Source organism: Streptomyces sp. L-9-10 (assembly GCF_004151105.1).
Classification (GTDB): Bacteria; Actinomycetota; Actinomycetes; order Streptomycetales; family Streptomycetaceae; genus Streptomyces.
This window is the reverse complement of the sequence record NZ_PHRF01000095.1, coordinates 228,698-248,849: the sequence shown is the minus strand read 5'-3', so window position 1 is coordinate 248,849 and position 20,152 is coordinate 228,698. Positions and strand designations below refer to the sequence as shown.

The window sequence follows — 20,152 nt, the reverse complement described above, 5'->3', positions numbered from 1 at the left end:
GGACTCCTGACGGAAGGGATCTAGGGAGCCCGCCGGTCGCGTACGCCCAGGCCCTCGTCGTCCGAGTCCGTCCACAGCGCGCTGTTGTACGGGGTGTCGGGGATGGTCACCAGGTCTTCGACGCGGCCGGCCGGCTGGGGCCGGGACTCGTTCTCACGCAGGAGCGCGAGATTCCGCTCCAGCCGGTCGACCGTGCGGACCAGGTCGTCGAGGCATCGCCTGATCGCTGTCACATCGTCCTGCAGGGACATGAGTTGCCCTCACTTCCAGGGGCTCGGGTGGCATGCGGGGTCGCGGGAATCCCCTCTGACGGATCCCCTCAGACGGCTCTCTCTCGGCTCTCTCGGTTCTCTCGCTCTCTGTGTGCGCCTGAGAGTGTTCCGTGTCACATCCCCCGTTGTGAAGCCGTAGGTCACTTGTTTTCCGGTGCGCGGGCCCGTTCCGGGAGCGGTTTGAGCCAAGCCCCGCGGCCGGGCGCATTGGGCCGCTCGGGTGGGTTTGATCGCACGTCACGACGTGTCTGCGCCGCCGCTGACTCGCGGTCCCCTTCAGTGAGTGGGCAAATAGGTGTGATCATCTCTAAATTCCACAAACAGGACGAAGAGGTACAAGCCATGTCCCACGTCGGCGCCCCACGCGGGAGGACATGCTCCCGAACGCTCCGCTCCCGAACGCTCCGCTCCGTCGCGCTTCTCACCACCGGTGTGCTGGCACTGGGGGCCCTGTCCGCGTGCACCTCGGAGGAGGACGGAAGCGAGCCCTCGGCCGCCGCCGCCCCGGACATCTCGGCCGTAAAACGTGAAGGAGTCGCCCAGGGCGGCACCATGCGCTGGGCGGTCGACACCATGCCCGCGACACTGAACACCTACCAGGCCGACGCGGACGCGGCCACGAGCCGGATCGCCGGTGCCGTACTGCCGGCCCTCTTCACGCTCGACAAGAGCGGCCGGCCCCAGCGGAACCCCGACTATCTGGAGTCCGCCAAGATCGTCGAGCGTGAGCCCAAGCAGGTCGTGCTCTACAAGCTGAACCAGCAGGCGGTGTGGAGCAACGGCCGGGAGATCGGGGCACCGGACTTCGTGGCGCAGTGGCGTGCGCTGCGCGGCAAGGACTCCGCTTACTGGACGGCACGCAACGCCGGGTACGAGCGGATCGAGAAGATCGAGCGCGGTGCCAACAACCTTGAGGTCAGAGTCACCTTCAACAAGCCGTACTCCGACTGGGAGTCGCTGTTCAGCCCGCTCTACCCCAAGGACGTGATGGGGACGCCCAACGCGTTCAACGACGGCGCCAGGAAGAACCTGAAGGTGACGGCGGGACCCTTCACCGTCAAGAAGGTGGACGGAAAGGCCAAGGAGACCACGCTCGCGCGCAACCCCCACTGGTGGGGAGAGCCCGCCAAGCTCGACCAGCTGATCATGCGCACGGTCCCCAGGAAGGAGACCGCGGGGGCGATCGCGGCCCGCAAGGTCGACATCGTCGAGATCGACAGCACCGTGGTCAAGCGCATGGCCCTGGCGGAGAAGGAAGCGGAGAAGGAAGCGGAGAGAGAAGCGGAGAAGGACACCGAGAAGCACGGCGGGAAGCACGCCGAATCCGGCGGCGGGCAGCCGCTCACCCACGGTCCTGGCGCCGCGATCACCCCGGGCTCCGCGCTCCGGTCCTGGGCGCTGGCCAACGGCTCCGACGAGGAGCAGGCCGAGGAGGCCGCGGAGGCGCGCAAGCGGACCGCCGAGTCCATCGCGCGGTACGCGCGGGAGCAGAAGGGACTGCGCGGCTACGAGATCCGCAGGTCGCTGGAGCCCGCGTTCACGCAGCTCGCGCTGAACGGCGAGTCCGGGCCGCTCGCGGACGAGCGGGTACGGCGGGCGGTCGCCCGCGCGATCAACCGTCAGGAACTGGCCGACACGGTGCTCCAGCCGCTCGGACTACAGGCGAAGCCGCCCGGCAGCCATCTGGCGCTGATGGGACAGAAGGCGTACGCGGACAGCAGCGAGGCGCTCGGCAAGCAGGACACGCTTGAGGCGCAGGCCCTGCTGGCCGACGCGGGCTGGACGCCGGACGGGGCCAAGAAGAAGGTGACCGCCAAGGCGGGCAGCAAGGCCCAGAAGAAGCGCGCGGAGGGTGAGGAGGGCGAGGAGGGCGACGAGGAGCTGAGCGAGGAGGAAGCGGAGGCCGCGGCCCAGGCCAAGCGCCCCGACGCGAAGACGGAAGAGGCCGAGAAGAAGAAGGCCGAGGAGCAGAAGCGGAAGTACGAGGAGAAGGTCGCGGCCGAGGAGAAGAAGAAGGGCGACAAGGACGACGACAAGGACGCGGCCGCGGCGAAGAAGAAGGCCGACGACACGGACGCGGGCAGCGACGTCCCCTCGGACGAGGGCCTGTACATCGTCGGGGACAACAAGCCGGGCAGGTCCGCCCCCCGCCCCGAGTCCGCGCATGTCCTTTCCCCCGCCTCCGTCGCCCGCCTCCAGGGGGACGTGCTGCTCCGGCAGGCCGCCGCCGTGGACGACTCCGACAAGAAGCCGGGCGGTGTGGCGGGCGCCTACGCCCCGCGCGGCACGGCCGCTCCCTCTTCCTCCACGTCGCCCTCCGCCTCCGCCGCGACCCTGCCGAGCGGCCCGCTCGGCAAGGACGGGAAGCCGCTCAGCCTCCGCTTCGTCCTGCCCGCGGGTGAGGGCGCGGAGTCGCTCCGCTCCGTCGGCGAGCGGATCTCGCGGATGCTCGACCGCATCGGTGTCGGTACGGAGATCACCAAGGTCTCGGACGACGAGTACTTCAAGGACCACATCGCCTCCGGCCACTACGACCTGGCCCTCTACTCCTGGCCGGCCAGCGCCTTCCCGGCGACCGACGGACGGCCGATCTACGCGAAGCCCGTGCCCGCCAGCGACGGTTCGCTGCTGGTGGAGCAGAACTACACCCGTGTCGGTACGGACCACATCGACCAGCTCTTCGCCAGCGCCGCCGCCGAGCTCAACGAGAAGAAGTCCCGCGATCTGGTCCGGCAGGCCGATGCCCGTATCTGGGCCGCGGCCGGATCCATCCCCCTCTACCAGCGTCCGCAGCTGGTCGCGGTGAAGCCGACGGTGGTGAACGCGGGCGCCTTCGGCTTCCAGACCCCTCGCTACCAGGACATCGGGTTCAAGGAGGGCGGGGCCGCGGGCCCGGACTCCAAGAAGAAGAAGTAGCGAAGAATCGGCGACGGAACCGGCGACGGAAGCGTACGTTCGGCGAAGATCGCGAGAAGAAAAAACGGACTGGTTCCCGAAATCGCAGGTCAGGGCGTTTTCGGAAGCTCAGAACCCCATCAATTGGCTTGCCCGCCGGCCTCCCCGGCGGGCAAGCTCGTTCCTGTCCCCGACCCGGGCAGCTCCACCCCTCCCGCGCGTCCCCGGCGCAGCCTCCCGCGCGGTCCCCCTCGCCACCCCGCGGCCCCGCACACCGTGATTTCGGCCTCTCCAATCGGGCTGGGAAGCCCCCGACGCCCCGGCCCCGTACCATGGGACTAGCCGTGGCGTGTCCGCCCGGCGGGCGTACGAGGAAACAACGCCGCATCCCACGATCGAGAGAAGCGCCAGCCAGCATGCCCACGCGCCACGACATCCGTAACGTCGCCATCGTCGCCCACGTCGACCATGGCAAGACCACTCTGGTCGACGCCATGCTGAAGCAGGCCGGCGCCTTCGCCGCGCACGCCGCCGAGCAACTCGATGACCGGATGATGGACTCGAACGACCTGGAGCGTGAGAAGGGCATCACGATCCTGGCCAAGAACACGGCCGTGAAGTACCACCCGAAGACGGGTGGCGACCCCATCACGATCAACATCATCGACACCCCCGGCCACGCCGACTTCGGCGGCGAGGTCGAGCGCGGTCTGTCGATGGTCGACGCCGTCGTGCTCCTCGTCGACGCGTCGGAGGGCCCGCTTCCGCAGACCCGCTTCGTGCTCCGCAAGGCGCTCCAGGCGAAGATGCCGGTCATCCTCTGTATCAACAAGACGGACCGCCCCGACTCCCGGATCGCCGAGGTCGTCGACGAGACGTACGACCTCTTCCTGGACCTGGACGCGACCGAGGAGCAGATCGAGTTCCCGATCGTCTACGCGTGCGCGCGGGACGGCGTGGCCTCGCTGACCAAGCCGGAGGACGGTACGGTCCCGGCCGACAGCGACAGCCTGGAGCCGTTCTTCAACACGATCCTGGCGCATGTCCCGGCGCCCGAGTTCGACGAGGCCGCTCCGCTCCAGGCCCATGTCACCAACCTGGACGCCGACAACTTCCTCGGCCGTATCGCGCTGTGCCGCGTCGAGCAGGGCGAGCTGAAGAAGGGCCAGACCGTCACCTGGATCAAGCGTGACGGCACGATGTCCAACGTCCGGATCACCGAGCTGCTGATGACCGAGGCGCTCACCCGCAAGCCGGCCGAGAAGGCCGGCCCCGGCGACATCTGCGCCATCGCCGGTATCCCGGACATCATGATCGGCGAGACCCTGGCCGACCCGGAGAACCCGGTCGCGCTGCCGCTGATCACGGTCGACGAGCCCGCGATCTCGATGACCATCGGCGCCAACACCTCGCCGCTGGTCGGCAAGGGCGGCAAGGGCCACAAGGTCACCGCCCGCCAGGTCAAGGACCGTCTCGACCGCGAGCTGATCGGTAACGTCTCGCTGCGCGTCCTGGACACCGAGCGCCCCGACGCCTGGGAGGTGCAGGGCCGCGGCGAGCTGGCGCTGGCCATCCTCGTCGAGACCATGCGCCGTGAGGGCTTCGAACTGACCGTCGGCAAGCCCGAGGTGGTCACGAAGCAGGTCGACGGCAAGACGTACGAGCCGATCGAGCGCATGACGATCGACTCGCCCGAGGAGCACCTCGGCCCGATCACCCAGCTGATGGCGACCCGCAAGGGCCGTATGGAGACGATGACCAACCACGGCTCGGGCTGGATCCGCATGGAGTGGATCGTTCCGTCACGCGGTCTCATCGGCTTCCGTACGGAGTTCCTGACCCAGACGCGCGGTACGGGCATCGCCCACTCCATCTTCGAGGGCCACGAGCCGTGGTTCGGCGAGCTGCGCACCCGTCACAACGGCTCGCTGGTGGCGGACCGCGCGGGTTCGGTGACCCCCTTCGCGATGGTCAACCTCCAGGAGCGCGGTGTCATCTTCACCGAGGCCGGCACCGAGGTCTACGAGGGCATGATCATCGGCGAGAACTCGCGCGCCGACGACATGGACGTGAACATCACCAAGGAGAAGAAGCTCACCAACATGCGGGCCGCCTCCGCGGACACCACGGAGAACGTGGTGCCGGCGCGGAAGCTCTCGCTGGAGCAGTCCCTGGAGTTCTGCCGCGACGACGAGTGCATCGAGGTCACGCCGGAGACGGTCCGGATCCGCAAGGTCGTCCTGGACCAGAAGCAGCGCGGCCGTACCGCCTCGCGCGCCAAGCACGCCTGACACGAGACACGACCGGGCTCGCGGCGTACAGCGCCTGACGCCCGGACGGTACGACGGACGGCCCGGTCACCGCGGACTCGCGGTGACCGGGCCGACGTTCGTCAAACCGCTTTCCTCGGCGATCTGTCCGGATATCGGACATCGCTCTCCGGAACATGTGTTAACAGTCCGTTTCGCGTGTGTCTGTCTGCGCTAATTTTGTCCGGATTTCGGGCGTGCAGGGCGCTTCGATGTTGTCAAAACGAGACCCTTTAAGTGTGGTTTACAGCTCTGCCGTACTTAATAGTTGCTTCCATTGAGCTCGGGTCAATGGGTCATGCGCCATGGGGGGCGCCGACTCACGAGCACACTCAGGGCATTTGAGGAGCCCGCTGTCAGGGGTGTCAGCGCGCGTAGATAATGCCCTTCTCGTTTGTGACTAGTGGACTCATGAGGAGGAACCCATGCGTGGTGCCAAGAGCGCCAAGTGGGTAGTCGGCGCGATAGTCGTGGCCCTGTCGGCGACGGCCTGTGGCGGCGGAGATGACAGCGGCGAATCGGCGTCGAAGGAGAAGGGGAAGCCCGCGGGCTATGTCTCCATCGATGTCGGTGAGCCGCAGAAGCCGCTGATCCCGGCCGACACGAACGAGTCGCTCGGCAGCTACGTGATCCAGTCGCTGTTCACCCAGCTGCTGGACTTCGACGCGCAGGGCAAGATCGTTTACACGAACGCCGAGTCGGTGACGTCGACCGACAACAAGACCTGGACCGTCAAGCTCAAGCCGGGCTGGAAGTTCCACGACGGCACCCCCGTCACGGCCGAGTCCTACGTCAAGGCGTGGAACTGGTACGCCAACATCAAGAACAACCAGCAGAACGCCTTCTGGTTCGAGGACATCGCCGGCTACGCCGACGTCCACCCGGAGAAGGGTGACCCGAAGGCCGACGCCATGTCGGGTCTGAAGGTCGTCGACGACACCACCTTCACCATCGGGCTCTCCGCGCCGGTGCCGTACTACGAGTACAAGCTCGGCTACGCGACCTTCGCGCCGCTGCCCGAGGTCTTCTACAAGGACACCAAGGCGTTCGGCCAGAAGCCGGTCGGCAACGGTCCCTACATCTTCGAGAAGTGGGACCACAAGAAGCTCATCCAGGTCAAGGCCAACCCTGACTACCAGGGTCCGAACAAGGCCAAGAACAAGGGTGTCCTCTTCAAGAACTACGCGACCGTCGAGGCCGCGTACCAGGACCTCCTCTCCGGCAACCTGGACATGATCCGCCAGGTCGGCCCGAAGGACCTGCCGAAGTACAAGCAGGACCTCGGCGACCGCGCGATCGACCAGCCGTACGCGGCCGTTCAGAGCATCGTGCCGGCGTTCTACTCGAAGACGTTCAAGGACATCAACCCGAAGGTCCTCCAGGGCCTGTCCATGGCGATCGACCGCGACACGATCACCAAGACCGTCCTCAACGGCACCCGCAAGCCCGCCACCAGCTTCACCCCGCCGGGCGTCGAGGGCAACCAGACCCTGGACACCGACGTCTTCACGTTCAACGCGGCGAAGGCGAAGCAGCTTGTCACCGAGGGCGGCGGCGTCCCCGGCAACAAGATCTCGATCCAGTACAACGCGGACGGCGGCCACAAGGAGTGGGTGACCGCGGTCTGCGAGTCGATCCGCAACGCCACCGGTGTGGACTGTGTCCCGGACGCCAAGCCGGACTTCCAGACCGACCTGGAGGCTCGTGACAACGACCAGGTCAAGGGGATGTACCGCGGTGGCTGGGTCGCCGACTACCCGCTGAACGTCAACTTCATGCGGGAGCTGTACGGCACCACCGCCGAGGCCAACAACGGCCGGTTCTCCGACAAGGCCGTCGACGCGGCCTTCAAGAAGGGCGACAACGCCAAGTCCCTGGAGGAGTCGATCAAGGCTTACCAGGACGCGGAGAAGCTCCTCGTCGACAAGATGCCGGCGATCCCGCTGTGGGAGTACAAGACCAACGGCGGCTACTCCAAGGCTGTGGACAACGTGACCGTCGACTTCCACGGTGACTACAACATCACCGAAGTCACGGTCGCCAAGTAACCAGCCCGAGGGTCATCCCCCCACTCGGCCATCAGCCGTCGACGTAACGGCGGTAGGCCCCCGGGGCCGCTCCCCGCAACGGGAGCGGCCCCCAGGGCTGCAGTTATCCATTCGGAGGCAAACATGGGGCGATATGTCGCGCGGCGACTGCTCCAGATGATCCCGGTCTTCATCGGGTCAACCTTGCTGGTCTTCTCCATGATGTACGCCCTGCCCGGCGACCCCGTGCGCGCGCTCGCCGGAGAGCAGACGGTCGACCCGGCGCAGATCGCGGCGATGAAGAGAGACCTCGGTCTCGATCTTCCGCTCTGGCACCAGTACTGGAACTATCTGGTCGGCCTGTTCCAGGGCGACTTCGGCACACAGATCGCCAGCGGAAGACCTGTCGCCGACATCATCTCGGAGGCATTCCCGATCACGGTCCGGCTGACCCTGTTCGCCTTCACCTTCACCGCGCTGGTCGGCATCACCATCGGCGTCTTCGCCGGACTGAAGGCCGACACGCTCCGCGACCGCGGCCTGCTGATCCTCACGCTTCTGCTGATCTCCGTTCCCTCGTTCGTACTCGGCTTCCTCGGCCAGTACTTCTTCGCCTTCCAGCTCGGCTGGGTGGACCCGAACGTGAGCGCGGAAGCGAACTGGAACGAGCTGTTCCTACCAGCGGTCGTACTCGGCTCCCTCTCACTGGCCTACGTGGCACGTCTGACGCGTACCTCCATCGCGGAGAACCTGCGCTCCGACTACATGCGCACCGCCGTGGCCAAGGGACTGCCGCGCCGCCGCATCATCGGCGTACACCTGATGCGCAACTCCATGATTCCGGTGGTGACCTTCCTCGGTACCGACCTCGGCGCCCTGCTGGGCGGTGCGGTCGTCACGGAAGGCATCTTCAACGTCAAGGGTGTCGGCTACAACATCTTCGACGCGCTCAGGCACCGCGAGGGCGCCACGGTCGTGGGAATCGTGACCCTGATCGTCGTCGTCTATCTCGTCGCCAGCCTGCTCGTCGACCTGCTCTACGCGGTCCTGGACCCGAGGATCCGTTATGCCTGAGGCACTCAAGGACACCGTCAAGGACCAGCCCGCCGAGGCTCCGGTCGCCCCGCGGGCCGACGGCAAGGTGGGCAAGCCCCGCAGCCTCTGGTCGGACGCCTGGCACGACCTGCGGCGCAACCCGCTGTTCGTCATCTCCGCCGTCCTGATCCTGTTCCTGCTGACGATGGCGGCCTTCCCGCAGCTGTTCACCAGCGCGGACCCCCGCTACGCGGATCTGGCCAAGCACTATCTCCAGAAGCCCAATTGGGGCCACTTCTTCGACGAGGACTGGTTCGGGTACGACATCCAGGGCCGGTCGATCTACGCCCGTGTCGTCTACGGCGCGCGGGCCTCGATCCTCGTCGCCGTCGTCGTCACCGCGCTCGTGACCGTCCTCGGCACCCTGGTCGGCATGCTCGCCGGCTACTTCGGCGGCTGGATCGACTCGGTCCTGTCCCGGGTCACCGACATCTTCTTCGCCGTGCCCTTCATGCTCGGCGCGATGGTGGTGCTGACCTCCTTCACCGAGCGTTCGATCTGGGTCGTGATCCTGTCCCTCGCCTTCCTGGGCTGGACACAGATCGCCCGTGTCGCGCGCGGCTCGGTCCTCACCATCAAGCAGGCGGACTACGTGATGGCGGCCAAGGCGCTCGGCGCCTCGACCAGCCGCATCCTGCTCCGGCACATCATGCCCAACGCGATCGCCCCGGTGATCGTGGTCGCGACCATCGCGCTCGGCGGCTACATCTCGGCCGAGGCCACGCTGTCGTTCCTGGGCATCGGTCTCGCCGAGCCGGCGGTCTCCTGGGGTGTCGACATCTCCTCGGGCCAGGAGCAGCTGCGCAACGCCGCGTACGTCCTGATCATCCCGTCGGTCATGGTGTCGATCACTGTTCTGGCCTTCATCATGCTCGGCGATGCGGTACGCAACGCCCTCGACCCCAAGCTGCGCTGAGGGAGGCGTACATGACCATCATCGACGACACGACGGCGGACGTTCCTTCTCCGCACGGCTCGCCGGAGGACGGCGGACCGCTCCTCGAAGTCCGTGACCTGCACGTGGAGTTCCACACCCGCGACGGTGTGGCCAAAGCGGTCAACGGAGTCAACTACAGCGTCAGCGCGGGCGAGACGCTCGCCGTGCTGGGCGAGTCCGGTTCCGGCAAGTCCGTGACCGCGCAGGCGATCATGGGCATCCTCGACATGCCCCCGGGGCGCATTCCGCAGGGAGAGATCCTCTTCCGCGGCCGGGACATGCTCACGATGAGCAACGAGGAGCGCCGGCTCATCCGCGGCCAGAAGATCGCGATGATCTTCCAGGACGCGCTGTCCTCGCTCAACCCGGTGCTCTCCGTCGGCTACCAGCTCGGCGAGATGTTCCGCGTCCACCAGGGTCTGTCCAAGAAGGACGCCAAGGCCAAGGCCATCGAGCTGATGGACCGCGTACGGATCCCCGCGGCCAAGGACCGGGTCGACGACTACCCGCACCAGTTCTCCGGCGGTATGCGCCAGCGCATCATGATCGCCATGGCGCTGGCCCTGGAACCCGACCTGATCATCGCGGACGAGCCGACCACCGCGCTCGACGTGACCGTCCAGGCCCAGGTCATGGACCTGCTCGCGGAGTTGCAGCGCGAGTTCAACATGGGTCTGATCCTGATCACCCACGACCTCGGCGTCGTCGCCGACGTCGCGGACAAGATCGCGGTCATGTACGCGGGCCGGATCGTGGAGACCGCCCCCGTGCACGAGCTGTACAAGCGTCCCGCGCACCCGTACACCCGCGGTCTGCTCGACTCGATCCCGCGCCTGGACCAGAAGGGCCAGGAGCTGTACGCGATCAAGGGACTTCCGCCCAACCTCACGCGGATTCCGTCCGGTTGCGCCTTCAACCCCCGCTGCCCCTCGGCGCAGGACATCTGCCGTACGGACGTTCCTGTGCTGCATTCCGTCACCGAGCGGGACGGCGCGGCACTGCCGGGCCGCGGCAGCGCGTGCCACTTCTGGAAGGAGACGATCCATGGCTGAGCCGAAGAAGAGTGACGACTCCATGGACGCCACCCCGAACGTCACCGCGGTCGAGACGGCCGACGCCGTCACGGTCGACGACTCCGTCGCCGCCATCGAGGCGCCGGCACAGCGGGGCGAGCCGATCCTCCAGGTGCGCAACCTGGTCAAGCACTTCCCGCTGACCCAGGGCATCCTGTTCAAGAAGCAGGTCGGCGCGGTCAAGGCCGTGGACGGTATCTCGTTCGACCTCTACCAGGGCGAGACGCTGGGCATCGTCGGAGAGTCCGGCTGCGGCAAGTCCACCGTGGCCAAGCTGCTGATGACGCTGGAGCAGGCGACCGCCGGCGAGGTCTTCTTCAAGGGCCAGGACATCACCAGGCTGTCCGGGCGCGCGCTGAAGGCCGTCCGCAGGAACATCCAGATGGTGTTCCAGGACCCGTACACCTCGCTCAACCCCCGGATGACCGTCGGTGACATCATCGGCGAGCCCTTCGACATCCACCCGGAGGTGGCTCCGAAGGGCGACCGGCGCCGCAAGGTCCAGGAACTGCTCGATGTCGTGGGTCTCAACCCGGAGTACATCAACCGCTATCCGCACCAGTTCTCCGGCGGCCAGCGCCAGCGCATCGGCATCGCCCGCGGTCTCGCCCTCAACCCCGAGATCATCATCTGCGACGAGCCGGTCTCGGCCCTGGACGTCTCGGTCCAGGCCCAGGTCATCAACCTGATGGAGAAGCTCCAGGACGAGTTCAACCTCTCCTACATCTTCATCGCGCACGACCTGTCGATCGTCCGGCACATCTCCGACCGGGTCGGCGTGATGTACCTCGGCAAGATGGCCGAGATCGGGACGGACACCCAGATCTACGACCACCCGACGCACCCCTACACCCAGGCGCTGCTGTCGGCGGTTCCGGTGCCCGACCCGGACGCCCGTGAGGGCCGTGACCGGATCATCCTCACCGGTGACGTCCCGTCACCGGCCAACCCGCCCTCCGGCTGCCGCTTCCGGACCCGCTGCTGGAAGGCGCAGGACAAGTGCGCCACGGAGGTCCCGCTGCTGGCCATTCCCGAGCGCTTCAAGGGCACGGACGGGCACACCGCCCACGAGTCGGCGTGCCACTTCGCGGAGGAGAGGGACGTCGTCCACGCGGCGTGACCCGTAGCCGTACGGGAACGTACGCGTACGAGCAAGCGAGCGGCGCCCGGAACCGAAAGGTTCCGGGCGCCGCTTCGCGTGGTGGCGGCCCGTGGCGGCCGGGAGGCGTTGCCCCTCACCGATGCTGATGATTTTTCCGTTCTCCTTCGCCCATCTGGGTGGGCTGAGTGTGCGGACCGTCCCTGATGGTCCGATCTTTGGTCTGAGCGAGACCACATACTCCGAGGAGGCGCATCCATGCGAGGAGCCGTACACGCCGGACGGGCCGCCTGCGCGGCGGCCGTCGTCCTCGCCGCGTCCGGCTGCGGCGGGGCGGCCGACGTCATCGGCGGTCCCGACGGCGTGGTGCGTTCCTCCTGGGGTGATCCGCAGAATCCACTGGAGCCCTCGAACACCAACGAGGTCCAGGGCGGCAAGGTCCTCGACATGATCTTCCGGGGGCTCAAGCGCTACAACCCGAAGACCGGCAAGGCCGAGAACGCCCTCGCCGAGAGGATCGACACGACGGACTCGACGCACTTCGCCGTCACCGTCAAGGACGGCTGGACCTTCAGCGACGGCGAGAAGGTGACCGCGAAGTCCTTCGTGGACGCCTGGAACTACGGCGCGTACCTCGACAACAACCAGAAGAACGCCTACTTCTTCCAGTACATCGACGGATACGACACGGTCCACCCGGCCAAGGGGCAGCCCACCGCCCGGACCCTGTCGGGGCTCAAGGTCACCGGCCCCAGGACGTTCACGGTCAGGCTGTCGCAGCGCTTCTCCACCTGGCCGGACACCCTGGGGTACCCGGCGTTCGCGCCGCTGCCCAGGGCGTTCTACGACCACCACGCCGCCTGGCTCGCCAAACCCGTCGGCAACGGCCCCTACACGGTGCGGAACTACACCAAGGGCTCCCAGATGTCCCTGCGCACCCGGAAGGGGTACCCGGGCGCCGACAAGCCGCGCAACGGCGGCGTGGACCTCGTGGTCTACACGGACAACAACACCGCGTACACCGATCTGGTCGCGGGGAACCTCGATCTGGTCGACGACGTCCCCGCCGCACAGCTCAAGAACGTACGGTCCGACCTCGACGGGCGGTACATCAACAGCCCGGCCGGCATCATCCAGACCCTCGCCTTCCCGTACTACGACAAGGAGTGGAACACCCCGGGGGCCGCCCAGGTGCGCACCGGGCTCTCCATGGCGATCAACCGCCGGCAGATCACCGACACGATCTTCCGCAGGACCCGCACCCCGGCGACCGACTGGACCTCCCCGGTCCTCGGCGCGGACGGCGGCTACCTGGCGGGGCTGTGCGGCCGGGCCTGCGACTACGACCCGGCCGCGGCCAAGCGGCTGATCCGGCGGGGCGGCGGCATCCCGCGCGGCCGGCTGACGATCACGTACAACGCCGACAGCGGCTCCCACAAGGAGTGGGTCGACGCGGTCTGCAACAGCATCAACAACGCGCTGGGCAACGACAAGGCGTGTGCCGGGAGCCCGGTCGGCACCTTCGCGGACTTCCGCAACCGGATCGGCCAGCGGAAGCTGAGGGGGCCGTTCCGGGCGGGCTGGCAGATGGACTACCCGCTGATCCAGAACTTCCTTCAGCCGCTCTACTACACCAACGCCTCGTCCAACGACGGCAAGTGGAGCGACCCCCGGTTCGACCGGCTCGTCAACGAGGCCAACGCGGACGCGGACACGAAGTCGGCGATCCGAAAGTTCCAGGAGGCGGAGGGCGTCGTACGGGACCGGATGGCGGCCATCCCGCTCTGGTACCAGAACGGCAGCGCCGGCTACTCGGACCGTGTCTCCCACGTCGAACTGAACCCCTTCAGCGTCCCGGTCTACGACGAGATCACGGTCAGCTGACGCCCCGGGCCCGCCCGCGCCCTCCCCCGAACCCCGGAGCCCTCCATGGGACGTTATGTGATCCGGCGTCTGCTGCAGATGATCCCCGTCTTCATCGGCGCCACCCTGCTGATCTTCCTGATGGTCAATGTGATGGGCGACCCCGTCGCGGGCCTCTGCGGCGAGCGGCAGTGCGATCCGGCCACCGAGGCCCGGCTGCGCCAGGAGTTCGGCCTCGACCAGCCGGTGTGGCAGCAATACCTCACCTATATGGGACATGTCTTCTCCGGCGACTTCGGCACCGCCTTCAACGGCCAGAAGGTCATCGACCTGATGGCCTCGGCCTTCCCTGTCACCATCCGGCTCACGATCGTGGCCATCGTCTTCGAGATCATCATCGGGATCGCCTTCGGCGTGATCACCGGGCTGCGCCGGGGCCGCCCCGTCGACACCTCCGTACTGCTGCTGACGCTGGTGGTCATCGCCGTACCGACCTTCGTCACCGGTCTGCTGGCGCAGCTCGTGTTCGGCGTGAACTGGCGGCTCATCAGGCCGTCGGTCTCCCCGGCGGCCCCGATCGACGAGCTGATCCTGCCGGGGCTGGTGCTCGCGTCCGTCTCCCTGGCCTACGTCACCCGGCTGACCCGGACCTCGATCGCCGAGAACGCCCGCTCCGACTACGTCCGTACCGCCGTCGCCAAGGGCCTGCCACGGCACCGGGTGATCACCCGGCATCTGCTGCGCAACTCGCTGATCCCCGTGGTCACGTTCATCGGTACGGACATCGGCGCCCTGATGGGCGGCGCGATCGTCACCGAGCGGATCTTCAATATCCATGGCGTCGGATTCCAGCTGTACCAGGGCATCCTGCGCCAGAACACCCAGACCGTCGTCGGCTTCGTGACCGTGCTGGTCATCGTCTTCCTGGTGGCGAATCTGCTGGTCGACCTCCTCTACGCCGTACTCGACCCGAGGATCCGCTATGCCTGAGCCGCAGTCCCCACGCCCCGACGACAACGGCGGAGCCATCGCGGCGACCGGGGCGGGCGGTGCGATGGACCTCGCCACCAGCGAGGGGGGCACCCTGGAGCGGCAGCGGGGAGGCCCCGACGGCGGACCCGACGGCGGACGCGGCTCCGGACCCGAGGCCGGACCCGGCGGCGAGTCCACGGGGCGCCCGCACAGCCTCTGGTCCGACGCCTGGCGCGATCTGCGCCGCAACCCCGTCTTCGTCCTCTCCGGGCTCGTCATCGTCTTCCTGGTCCTCATCTCCCTCTGGCCCTCGCTGATCACCAGTGGCAACCCGCTCTCCTGCGATCTCGCCAGGGCCCAGGACGGCTCCCGGCCCGGCCACCCCTTCGGCTTCAACGGGCAGGGCTGCGACGTCTACACCCGTACCGTCCATGGAGCCAGGACGTCGGTCGTCGTCGGCGTCCTCGCCAGCCTCGGGGTCGCCGTCGTCGGCTCGGTCCTCGGCGGACTGGCCGGCTTCCACGGCGGATTCTGGGACGCGGTCCTCTCCCGGGTCACCGACATCTTCTTCGGCATCCCGGTGGTCCTCGGCGGTCTGGTGCTGCTGTCCGTGGTGACCAGCTCCACCGTCTGGCCGGTGATCGGCTTCATGGTGCTGCTCGGCTGGCCGCAGATCTCGCGGATCGCGCGCGGCTCCGTCATCACCGTCAAACAGAACGACTTCGTCCAGGCGGCGCGGGCGCTCGGCGCCTCCAGCCCCCGGCTGATGCTGCGGCACATCCTGCCCAACGCCGTCGCGCCGGTGATCGTCGTGGCGACCATCGCGCTCGGTACGTTCATCGCGCTGGAGGCGACCCTCTCGTACCTCGGCGTGGGCCTCAAACCGCCGACCGTCTCCTGGGGGATCGACATCTCCGACGCCTCGCCGTACATCCGCAACTCCCCGCACATGCTGCTCTGGCCGGCCGGAGCGCTGGCGGTCACCGTGCTCGCGTTCATCATGCTCGGCGACGCGGTACGCGACGCCCTCGACCCCAAGCTGCGCTGAGGAGCCCGCCCATGTTGCTCGAAGTACGCGATCTACAGGTGGAGTTCCGCACCCGGGACGGGGTCGCCAGGGCCGTCGACGGCGTCAGCTACTCCGTCGACGCCGGCGAGACACTGGCCGTACTGGGCGAATCGGGCTCCGGGAAGTCCGTCACCGCGCAGGCGGTCATGGGAATCCTCGACATGCCGCCCGGCCGGATCACTGGCGGTGAAGTGCTGTTCCAGGGGCGGGATCTGCTGAAGCTCAAGGAGGAGCAGCGGCGCAGGGTCCGCGGCGCCGAGATGGCGATGATCTTCCAGGACGCGCTGTCCTCGCTCAACCCCGTGCTCACCGTGGGCGCCCAGCTCGGCGAGATGTTCACCGTGCACCGGGGGATGTCCCGCAAACAGGCGCGGGCGAAGGCCGTCGAGCTGATGGACCGGGTCAGGATCCCGGCGGCCGGGGAACGGGTCGACGACTATCCGCACCAGTTCTCCGGCGGGATGCGCCAGCGCATCATGATCGCGATGGCGCTCGCGCTGGAACCCTCGCTGATCATCGCCGACGAGCCGACCACCGCGCTCGATGTGACCGTCCAGGCCCAGGTGATGGATCTCCTCGCCGAGCTGCGGCGCGAGCTGGACATGGGGCTGATCCTGATCACCCACGACCTCGGGGTGGTCGCCGACGTCGCCGACCGGATCGCCGTGATGTACGCGGGCCGGATCGTGGAGACCGCCCCGGTGCACGAGATCTACCGGGCGCCCGCCCACCCCTACACCCGCGGTCTGCTCCGGTCGATCCCGCGGCTGGACCGGAAGGGCCGCGAGCTCTACGCGATCAAGGGCCTGCCGCCGAATCTGCTGCGCGTCCCGCCCGGCTGCGCCTTCAGCCCCCGCTGCCCTTCGGCCCGGGACGTGTGCCGCCGGGAGGTGCCGCCGCTCTTCGACGTGGGGGACGTGCCGGGGGCGGCCGAGGGGCGCCGGAGCGCCTGCTACTTCTGGGAGGAGACGCTCCATGGCTGAACCCATTCTGGAGGTCCAGGACCTGGTCAAGCACTACCCGCTGACCCGCGGCATCCTGTTCAGGAAGCAGATCGGGGCGGTGCGGGCGGTCGACGGGGTCTCCTTCGCGCTGGCCGCCGGCGAGACCCTCGGCATCGTGGGGGAGTCGGGCTGCGGCAAGTCGACCGTCGCGAAGCTGGTGGTGAACCTGGAACGGCCGACGTCCGGTGCGATCCGGTACAAGGGCGAGGACATCACCCGGCTGTCGGGCCGCGCGCTGAAGGCGGTGCGCCGCAACATCCAGATGGTGTTCCAGGACCCGTACACCTCGCTCAACCCCCGGATGACCGTCGGCGACATCATCGGGGAGCCGTACGAGATCCACCCCGAGGTGGCGCCGAAGGGCGACCGGCGGCGCCGGGTCCGTGAGCTGCTGGATGTCGTGGGTCTCAACCCGGAGTACATCAACCGCTATCCGCACCAGTTCTCCGGCGGCCAGCGCCAGCGCATCGGCATCGCCCGGGGGCTGGCGCTCCGGCCCGAGATCATCGTCGCCGACGAGCCGGTGTCGGCCCTCGACGTCTCCGTCCAGGCGCAGGTCATCAATCTGATGGAACGGCTCCAGCACGAGTTCGGCCTCTCGTACGTCTTCATCGCCCACGATCTGTCGATCGTCCGGCACATCTCCGACCGGGTCGGCGTGATGTATCTGGGGCGGCTGGCCGAGATCGGCTCGGACGCGGAGATCTACGAGCACCCCACGCATCCGTACACCCAGGCGTTGCTCTCGGCCGTGCCGCTGCCCGACCCCACGGCGCGCGAGCACCGCGACCGGATCATTCTGACCGGCGATGTGCCGTCCCCGGCGAACCCGCCGTCCGGCTGCCGGTTCCGTACGCGGTGCTGGAAGGCGCGGGAACGGTGCGCGGTGGAGGTGCCCGGACTGGCGGTCCCGGAGGTCCTGCGAGGGCGGCAGGGGCCCGCCGCGCACCTTTCCGCCTGCCACTTCGCGGAGGAACGGCAGATCGTGCCGGCCGGAGGCGGAGGTATCCCGCAGGGTCGGGATTCGGGGGGCGAAGCGTAATAAAGCGCATCAATTTCGTTAACACGCAGGCAACTTCGCCGACCCGACACCGATATACGAACGCGTCAGGCTGGACAGCGTACGGCCGTGCGGGTGCCGTAGACCGGCCGGGACTCCCAGGGTCCCGGCCGGTCGCCCGTGCTCACTCCGGGCTCATTCCGGGTTCTGCACGTCCCCGTCCTCGGCCCGCGCTCGGCTCATGCCCAGCGACCTCTTGAGGAAGTCGACCTGGAGCAGCAGCAGATTCTCGGCTACTTCCTCCTGCGGCGTCATATGGGTCACACCCGTGAGCGGCAGGACCTCATGGGGCCGACCCGCCGCCAGCAGGGCCGCGGAGAGCCTGAGGGTGTGTGCCACGACCACATTGTCGTCCGCGAGCCCATGGATGATCATCAGCGGCCGCGCCGGACTCTCCGGCGCCGAGAGACCGTCGTCCGTGACCAGTGAGTGCCGGGCGTAGACCTCGGGGACGTCCTGCGGGCCGCCGCCGAAGTACCGCTCCTGGTAGTGGGTGTCGTAGAGCCGCAGATCGGTGACCGGAGCGCCGGAGACCGCCGCGTGGAAGACATCCGGGCGGCGCAGGACCGCGAGCCCGGCGAGATAGCCGCCGAAGGACCAGCCGCGCATCGCCACCCGCCCCAGATCGAGCGGGAACCGCTCGGCGAGTGCGTGCAGCGCCTCGATCTGGTCGTCCAGGCTGAGCAGCAGATTCTGCTTGACCGCCTTCTCCCAGGCAGGCGAACGGCCCGGAGTGCCCCGGCCGTCCGCGACGATCACCGCGAACCCCTGGTCGGCGAACCACTGCGAGCTGAGATACGCGTTCTGCGCGGCCACCACACGCTGCCCGTGCGGGCCCCCGTAGGGGTCCAGCAGCACCGGAAGCGGGCCGTCCGAGTCCTGGTAGCCGGTCGGGAGCAGTACGGCGCTCGGAATCCGGTGCGTGCCCGCCTCGGTGAGCCGCGGCCGGGCGGTGAGCGCCGGCTGCTCGGCGTACGACGCGACCGCGGCGAGCCGCTTGCCGTCCTTCAGGACCCGCGCGGACGTTCCGGGGGTGTCGGGCCGGGCCGACACCAGCACGGTCACCTCGCCGCTCCGTACGGCCGAGTGCACCCCCGCGCCCTCCGAGAGCCGCTCGACGCCCAGCTCGCTGACCCGATAGACGTGGATCTCGCCGATCTCGGGATCGGCCGCCTCCTCGCCCGCCGACGCCGAGACGAGGACGTCGTGCTCGCCGATGTCCAGCACGGCGCGGACATGCAACTGCGGCCCGGTCAGCGGCCGGTCGCCGACCACCAGGACCCGCGCGCCGCCCTCGTCGGCGATCCGTACCAGCCGTCCGTCCGGCGCCCAGGCGGGCAGCCCGGCGAAGAGCTCCAGCCAGGCCGGATCCTCGTCCCGGTGCACGGTCCTCGTCGCGCCGGTCGCCGTGTCCACCGCCAGATACAGCTGACCGCGCTGGTCACGGCTCTGTACGAGCAGCAGGGGCGCGCCCGCGGCCGACCAGTGCACCCGGGCCAGATACGGGTAGCGGGCGCGGTCCCAGACGACCTCTGTACGCGCCCCACCGGACCCCTCGGCGCCGTCCGCGCCCTCGGCCGCGCCGGACCCCTCCGCCGCCTCCACGTCGACCAGATAGAGCCGTACGTCCGCGTTGGGGGTGCCGGCCGCCGGGTAGGCGACTTTGACGGGCTCCCGCTCCGGGTGCGCGGGGTCGGAGATCCACCAGCGCCGTACCCGCGTCGTATCGGCACGGGCGACCAGCAGCCGGTCGGACTCGGGGGACCACCAGTAGCCGCGCGTGCGGCCCATCTCCTCGGCGGCGATGAACTCCGCCAGCCCGTAGGTGATGTCCTCGCCCTCGTCCGCCGAGCGCCCCGCCAGCACGCGGTCCCGCTCCCCGTCCGCGCCGATCACACGGAGGGCGCCGTCGGCCGCGTACGCGACATGGCGTCCGTCCGGTGAGGGCCGCGGGTCGATCACCGGGCCCCGTACGGGAAGTTCGCGGGTCGTCCCGGCGAGCAGCTCGGCGGTGAACAGCCGTCCGGAGAGCGCGAACGCCGCCAGCTGCCCCGCACCGTCCAGCGCGTAGCCGACGATGCCTCCCGAGCCCTCACGGCTCCGCTCGCGCCGGGCCCGCTCCTCGGGGGAGAGCCGCTCGGCGGCGCCGCCCAGGAGCACGTCCGGATCCGCGGCGATCCGCTCACGCCCCTCACCGGAACCGGCGGCGGAGTCCGCAAGATCCAGTACCCAGAGGCTGTTCACCCGGTCCGTGCCCGAGGAGGAGCGCAGGAAGACCACCCGCGCACCGTCGGGGGAGGCCGTGAACGCCCGTGGGGCGCCGAGGGTGAAGCGCTGGGTCCTGGCGTGCCGGCGCGGGAACGAGAGCTGTTGCCTCAAGGTCATGGAACGAACCTACTGGGCGATGGCCGTGCGCCCCCAGTGTGCTGCCGTGCACCGATCAATGCGTCCGCACGGATAGTTATGATCCGTAGCGT

General features: G+C 68.4%; 14 protein-coding genes. 12 read left to right on the top strand and 2 right to left on the bottom strand.

The genetic code is table 11. From position 1 onward, the window contains the following. Positions 1–20: 20 nt before the first annotated feature. Positions 21–251 (bottom strand): hypothetical protein, encoded by a 231-nt coding sequence (locus CU044_RS22475; protein ID WP_129770519.1) that lies wholly within the window; start codon positions 249–251, stop codon positions 21–23. Positions 252–614: 363 nt separating this feature from the next. Between CU044_RS22475 and CU044_RS22470 the strand changes: the two genes are divergently transcribed. The 12 genes from CU044_RS22470 (at position 615) to CU044_RS22415 (ending at position 17,657) form a co-directional block, all read left to right on the top strand. Further along, positions 615–3,188, top strand: a complete 2,574-nt coding sequence (locus CU044_RS22470) for an ABC transporter family substrate-binding protein (protein WP_129770518.1) — start codon at positions 615–617, stop codon at positions 3,186–3,188. Between the two features lie 395 nt (positions 3,189–3,583). Continuing rightward, positions 3,584–5,458, top strand: coding sequence for a translational GTPase TypA (typA, locus tag CU044_RS22465; RefSeq protein ID WP_129770517.1), 1,875 nt, complete (start codon positions 3,584–3,586; stop codon positions 5,456–5,458). Between the two features lie 443 nt (positions 5,459–5,901). Then, the gene (locus CU044_RS22460; RefSeq protein WP_129770516.1) at positions 5,902–7,524 is read left to right on the top strand and encodes an ABC transporter substrate-binding protein; all 1,623 of its coding nucleotides are present in this window, start codon (positions 5,902–5,904) and stop codon (positions 7,522–7,524) included. A 123-nt stretch (positions 7,525–7,647) separates the two neighbouring features. Continuing rightward, entirely contained in the window at positions 7,648–8,577 is a 930-nt protein-coding gene (locus CU044_RS22455) for an ABC transporter permease (RefSeq protein WP_129770515.1), read from the top strand. Further along, positions 8,570–9,514, top strand: coding sequence for an ABC transporter permease (locus tag CU044_RS22450; RefSeq protein ID WP_129770514.1), 945 nt, complete (start codon positions 8,570–8,572; stop codon positions 9,512–9,514). The genes CU044_RS22455 and CU044_RS22450 overlap by 8 nt, the downstream gene beginning before the upstream one ends. An 11-nt stretch (positions 9,515–9,525) precedes the next feature. Then, on the top strand, positions 9,526–10,587 hold the full coding sequence (locus CU044_RS22445; RefSeq protein ID WP_129770513.1) for an ABC transporter ATP-binding protein: 1,062 nt from the start codon (positions 9,526–9,528) through the stop codon (positions 10,585–10,587). After that, a complete protein-coding gene (locus CU044_RS22440; protein ID WP_129770512.1) occupies positions 10,580–11,728 on the top strand; it encodes a dipeptide ABC transporter ATP-binding protein in 1,149 nt (382 codons plus the stop codon). Before CU044_RS22445 ends, CU044_RS22440 begins: the two co-directional genes overlap by 8 nt. A gap of 237 nt (positions 11,729–11,965) precedes the next feature. Next, positions 11,966–13,591 carry an ABC transporter substrate-binding protein gene (locus tag CU044_RS22435; RefSeq protein ID WP_129770511.1) on the top strand — a complete coding sequence of 542 codons (1,626 nt, stop codon included), beginning with the start codon at positions 11,966–11,968 and terminating at the stop codon, positions 13,589–13,591. Between the two features lie 45 nt (positions 13,592–13,636). Continuing rightward, positions 13,637–14,560 (top strand): ABC transporter permease, encoded by a 924-nt coding sequence (locus CU044_RS22430; protein WP_129770510.1) that lies wholly within the window; start codon positions 13,637–13,639, stop codon positions 14,558–14,560. Further along, positions 14,553–15,590 (top strand): ABC transporter permease, encoded by a 1,038-nt coding sequence (locus tag CU044_RS22425; protein ID WP_129770509.1) that lies wholly within the window; start codon positions 14,553–14,555, stop codon positions 15,588–15,590. The genes CU044_RS22430 and CU044_RS22425 overlap by 8 nt, the downstream gene beginning before the upstream one ends. 11 nt (positions 15,591–15,601) lie before the next feature. Further along, a complete protein-coding gene (locus CU044_RS22420) occupies positions 15,602–16,594 on the top strand; it encodes an ABC transporter ATP-binding protein (protein WP_129770508.1) in 993 nt (330 codons plus the stop codon). Next, positions 16,587–17,657 carry a dipeptide ABC transporter ATP-binding protein gene (locus CU044_RS22415; RefSeq protein WP_129770507.1) on the top strand — a complete coding sequence of 357 codons (1,071 nt, stop codon included), beginning with the start codon at positions 16,587–16,589 and terminating at the stop codon, positions 17,655–17,657. The genes CU044_RS22420 and CU044_RS22415 overlap by 8 nt, the downstream gene beginning before the upstream one ends. Positions 17,658–17,810: 153 nt before the next feature. Here the strand turns inward: CU044_RS22415 and CU044_RS22410 are convergent, their stop codons facing one another. Then, positions 17,811–20,060 carry a prolyl oligopeptidase family serine peptidase gene (locus tag CU044_RS22410; protein ID WP_129770506.1) on the bottom strand — a complete coding sequence of 750 codons (2,250 nt, stop codon included), beginning with the start codon at positions 20,058–20,060 and terminating at the stop codon, positions 17,811–17,813. Positions 20,061–20,152 lie beyond the last annotated feature (92 nt).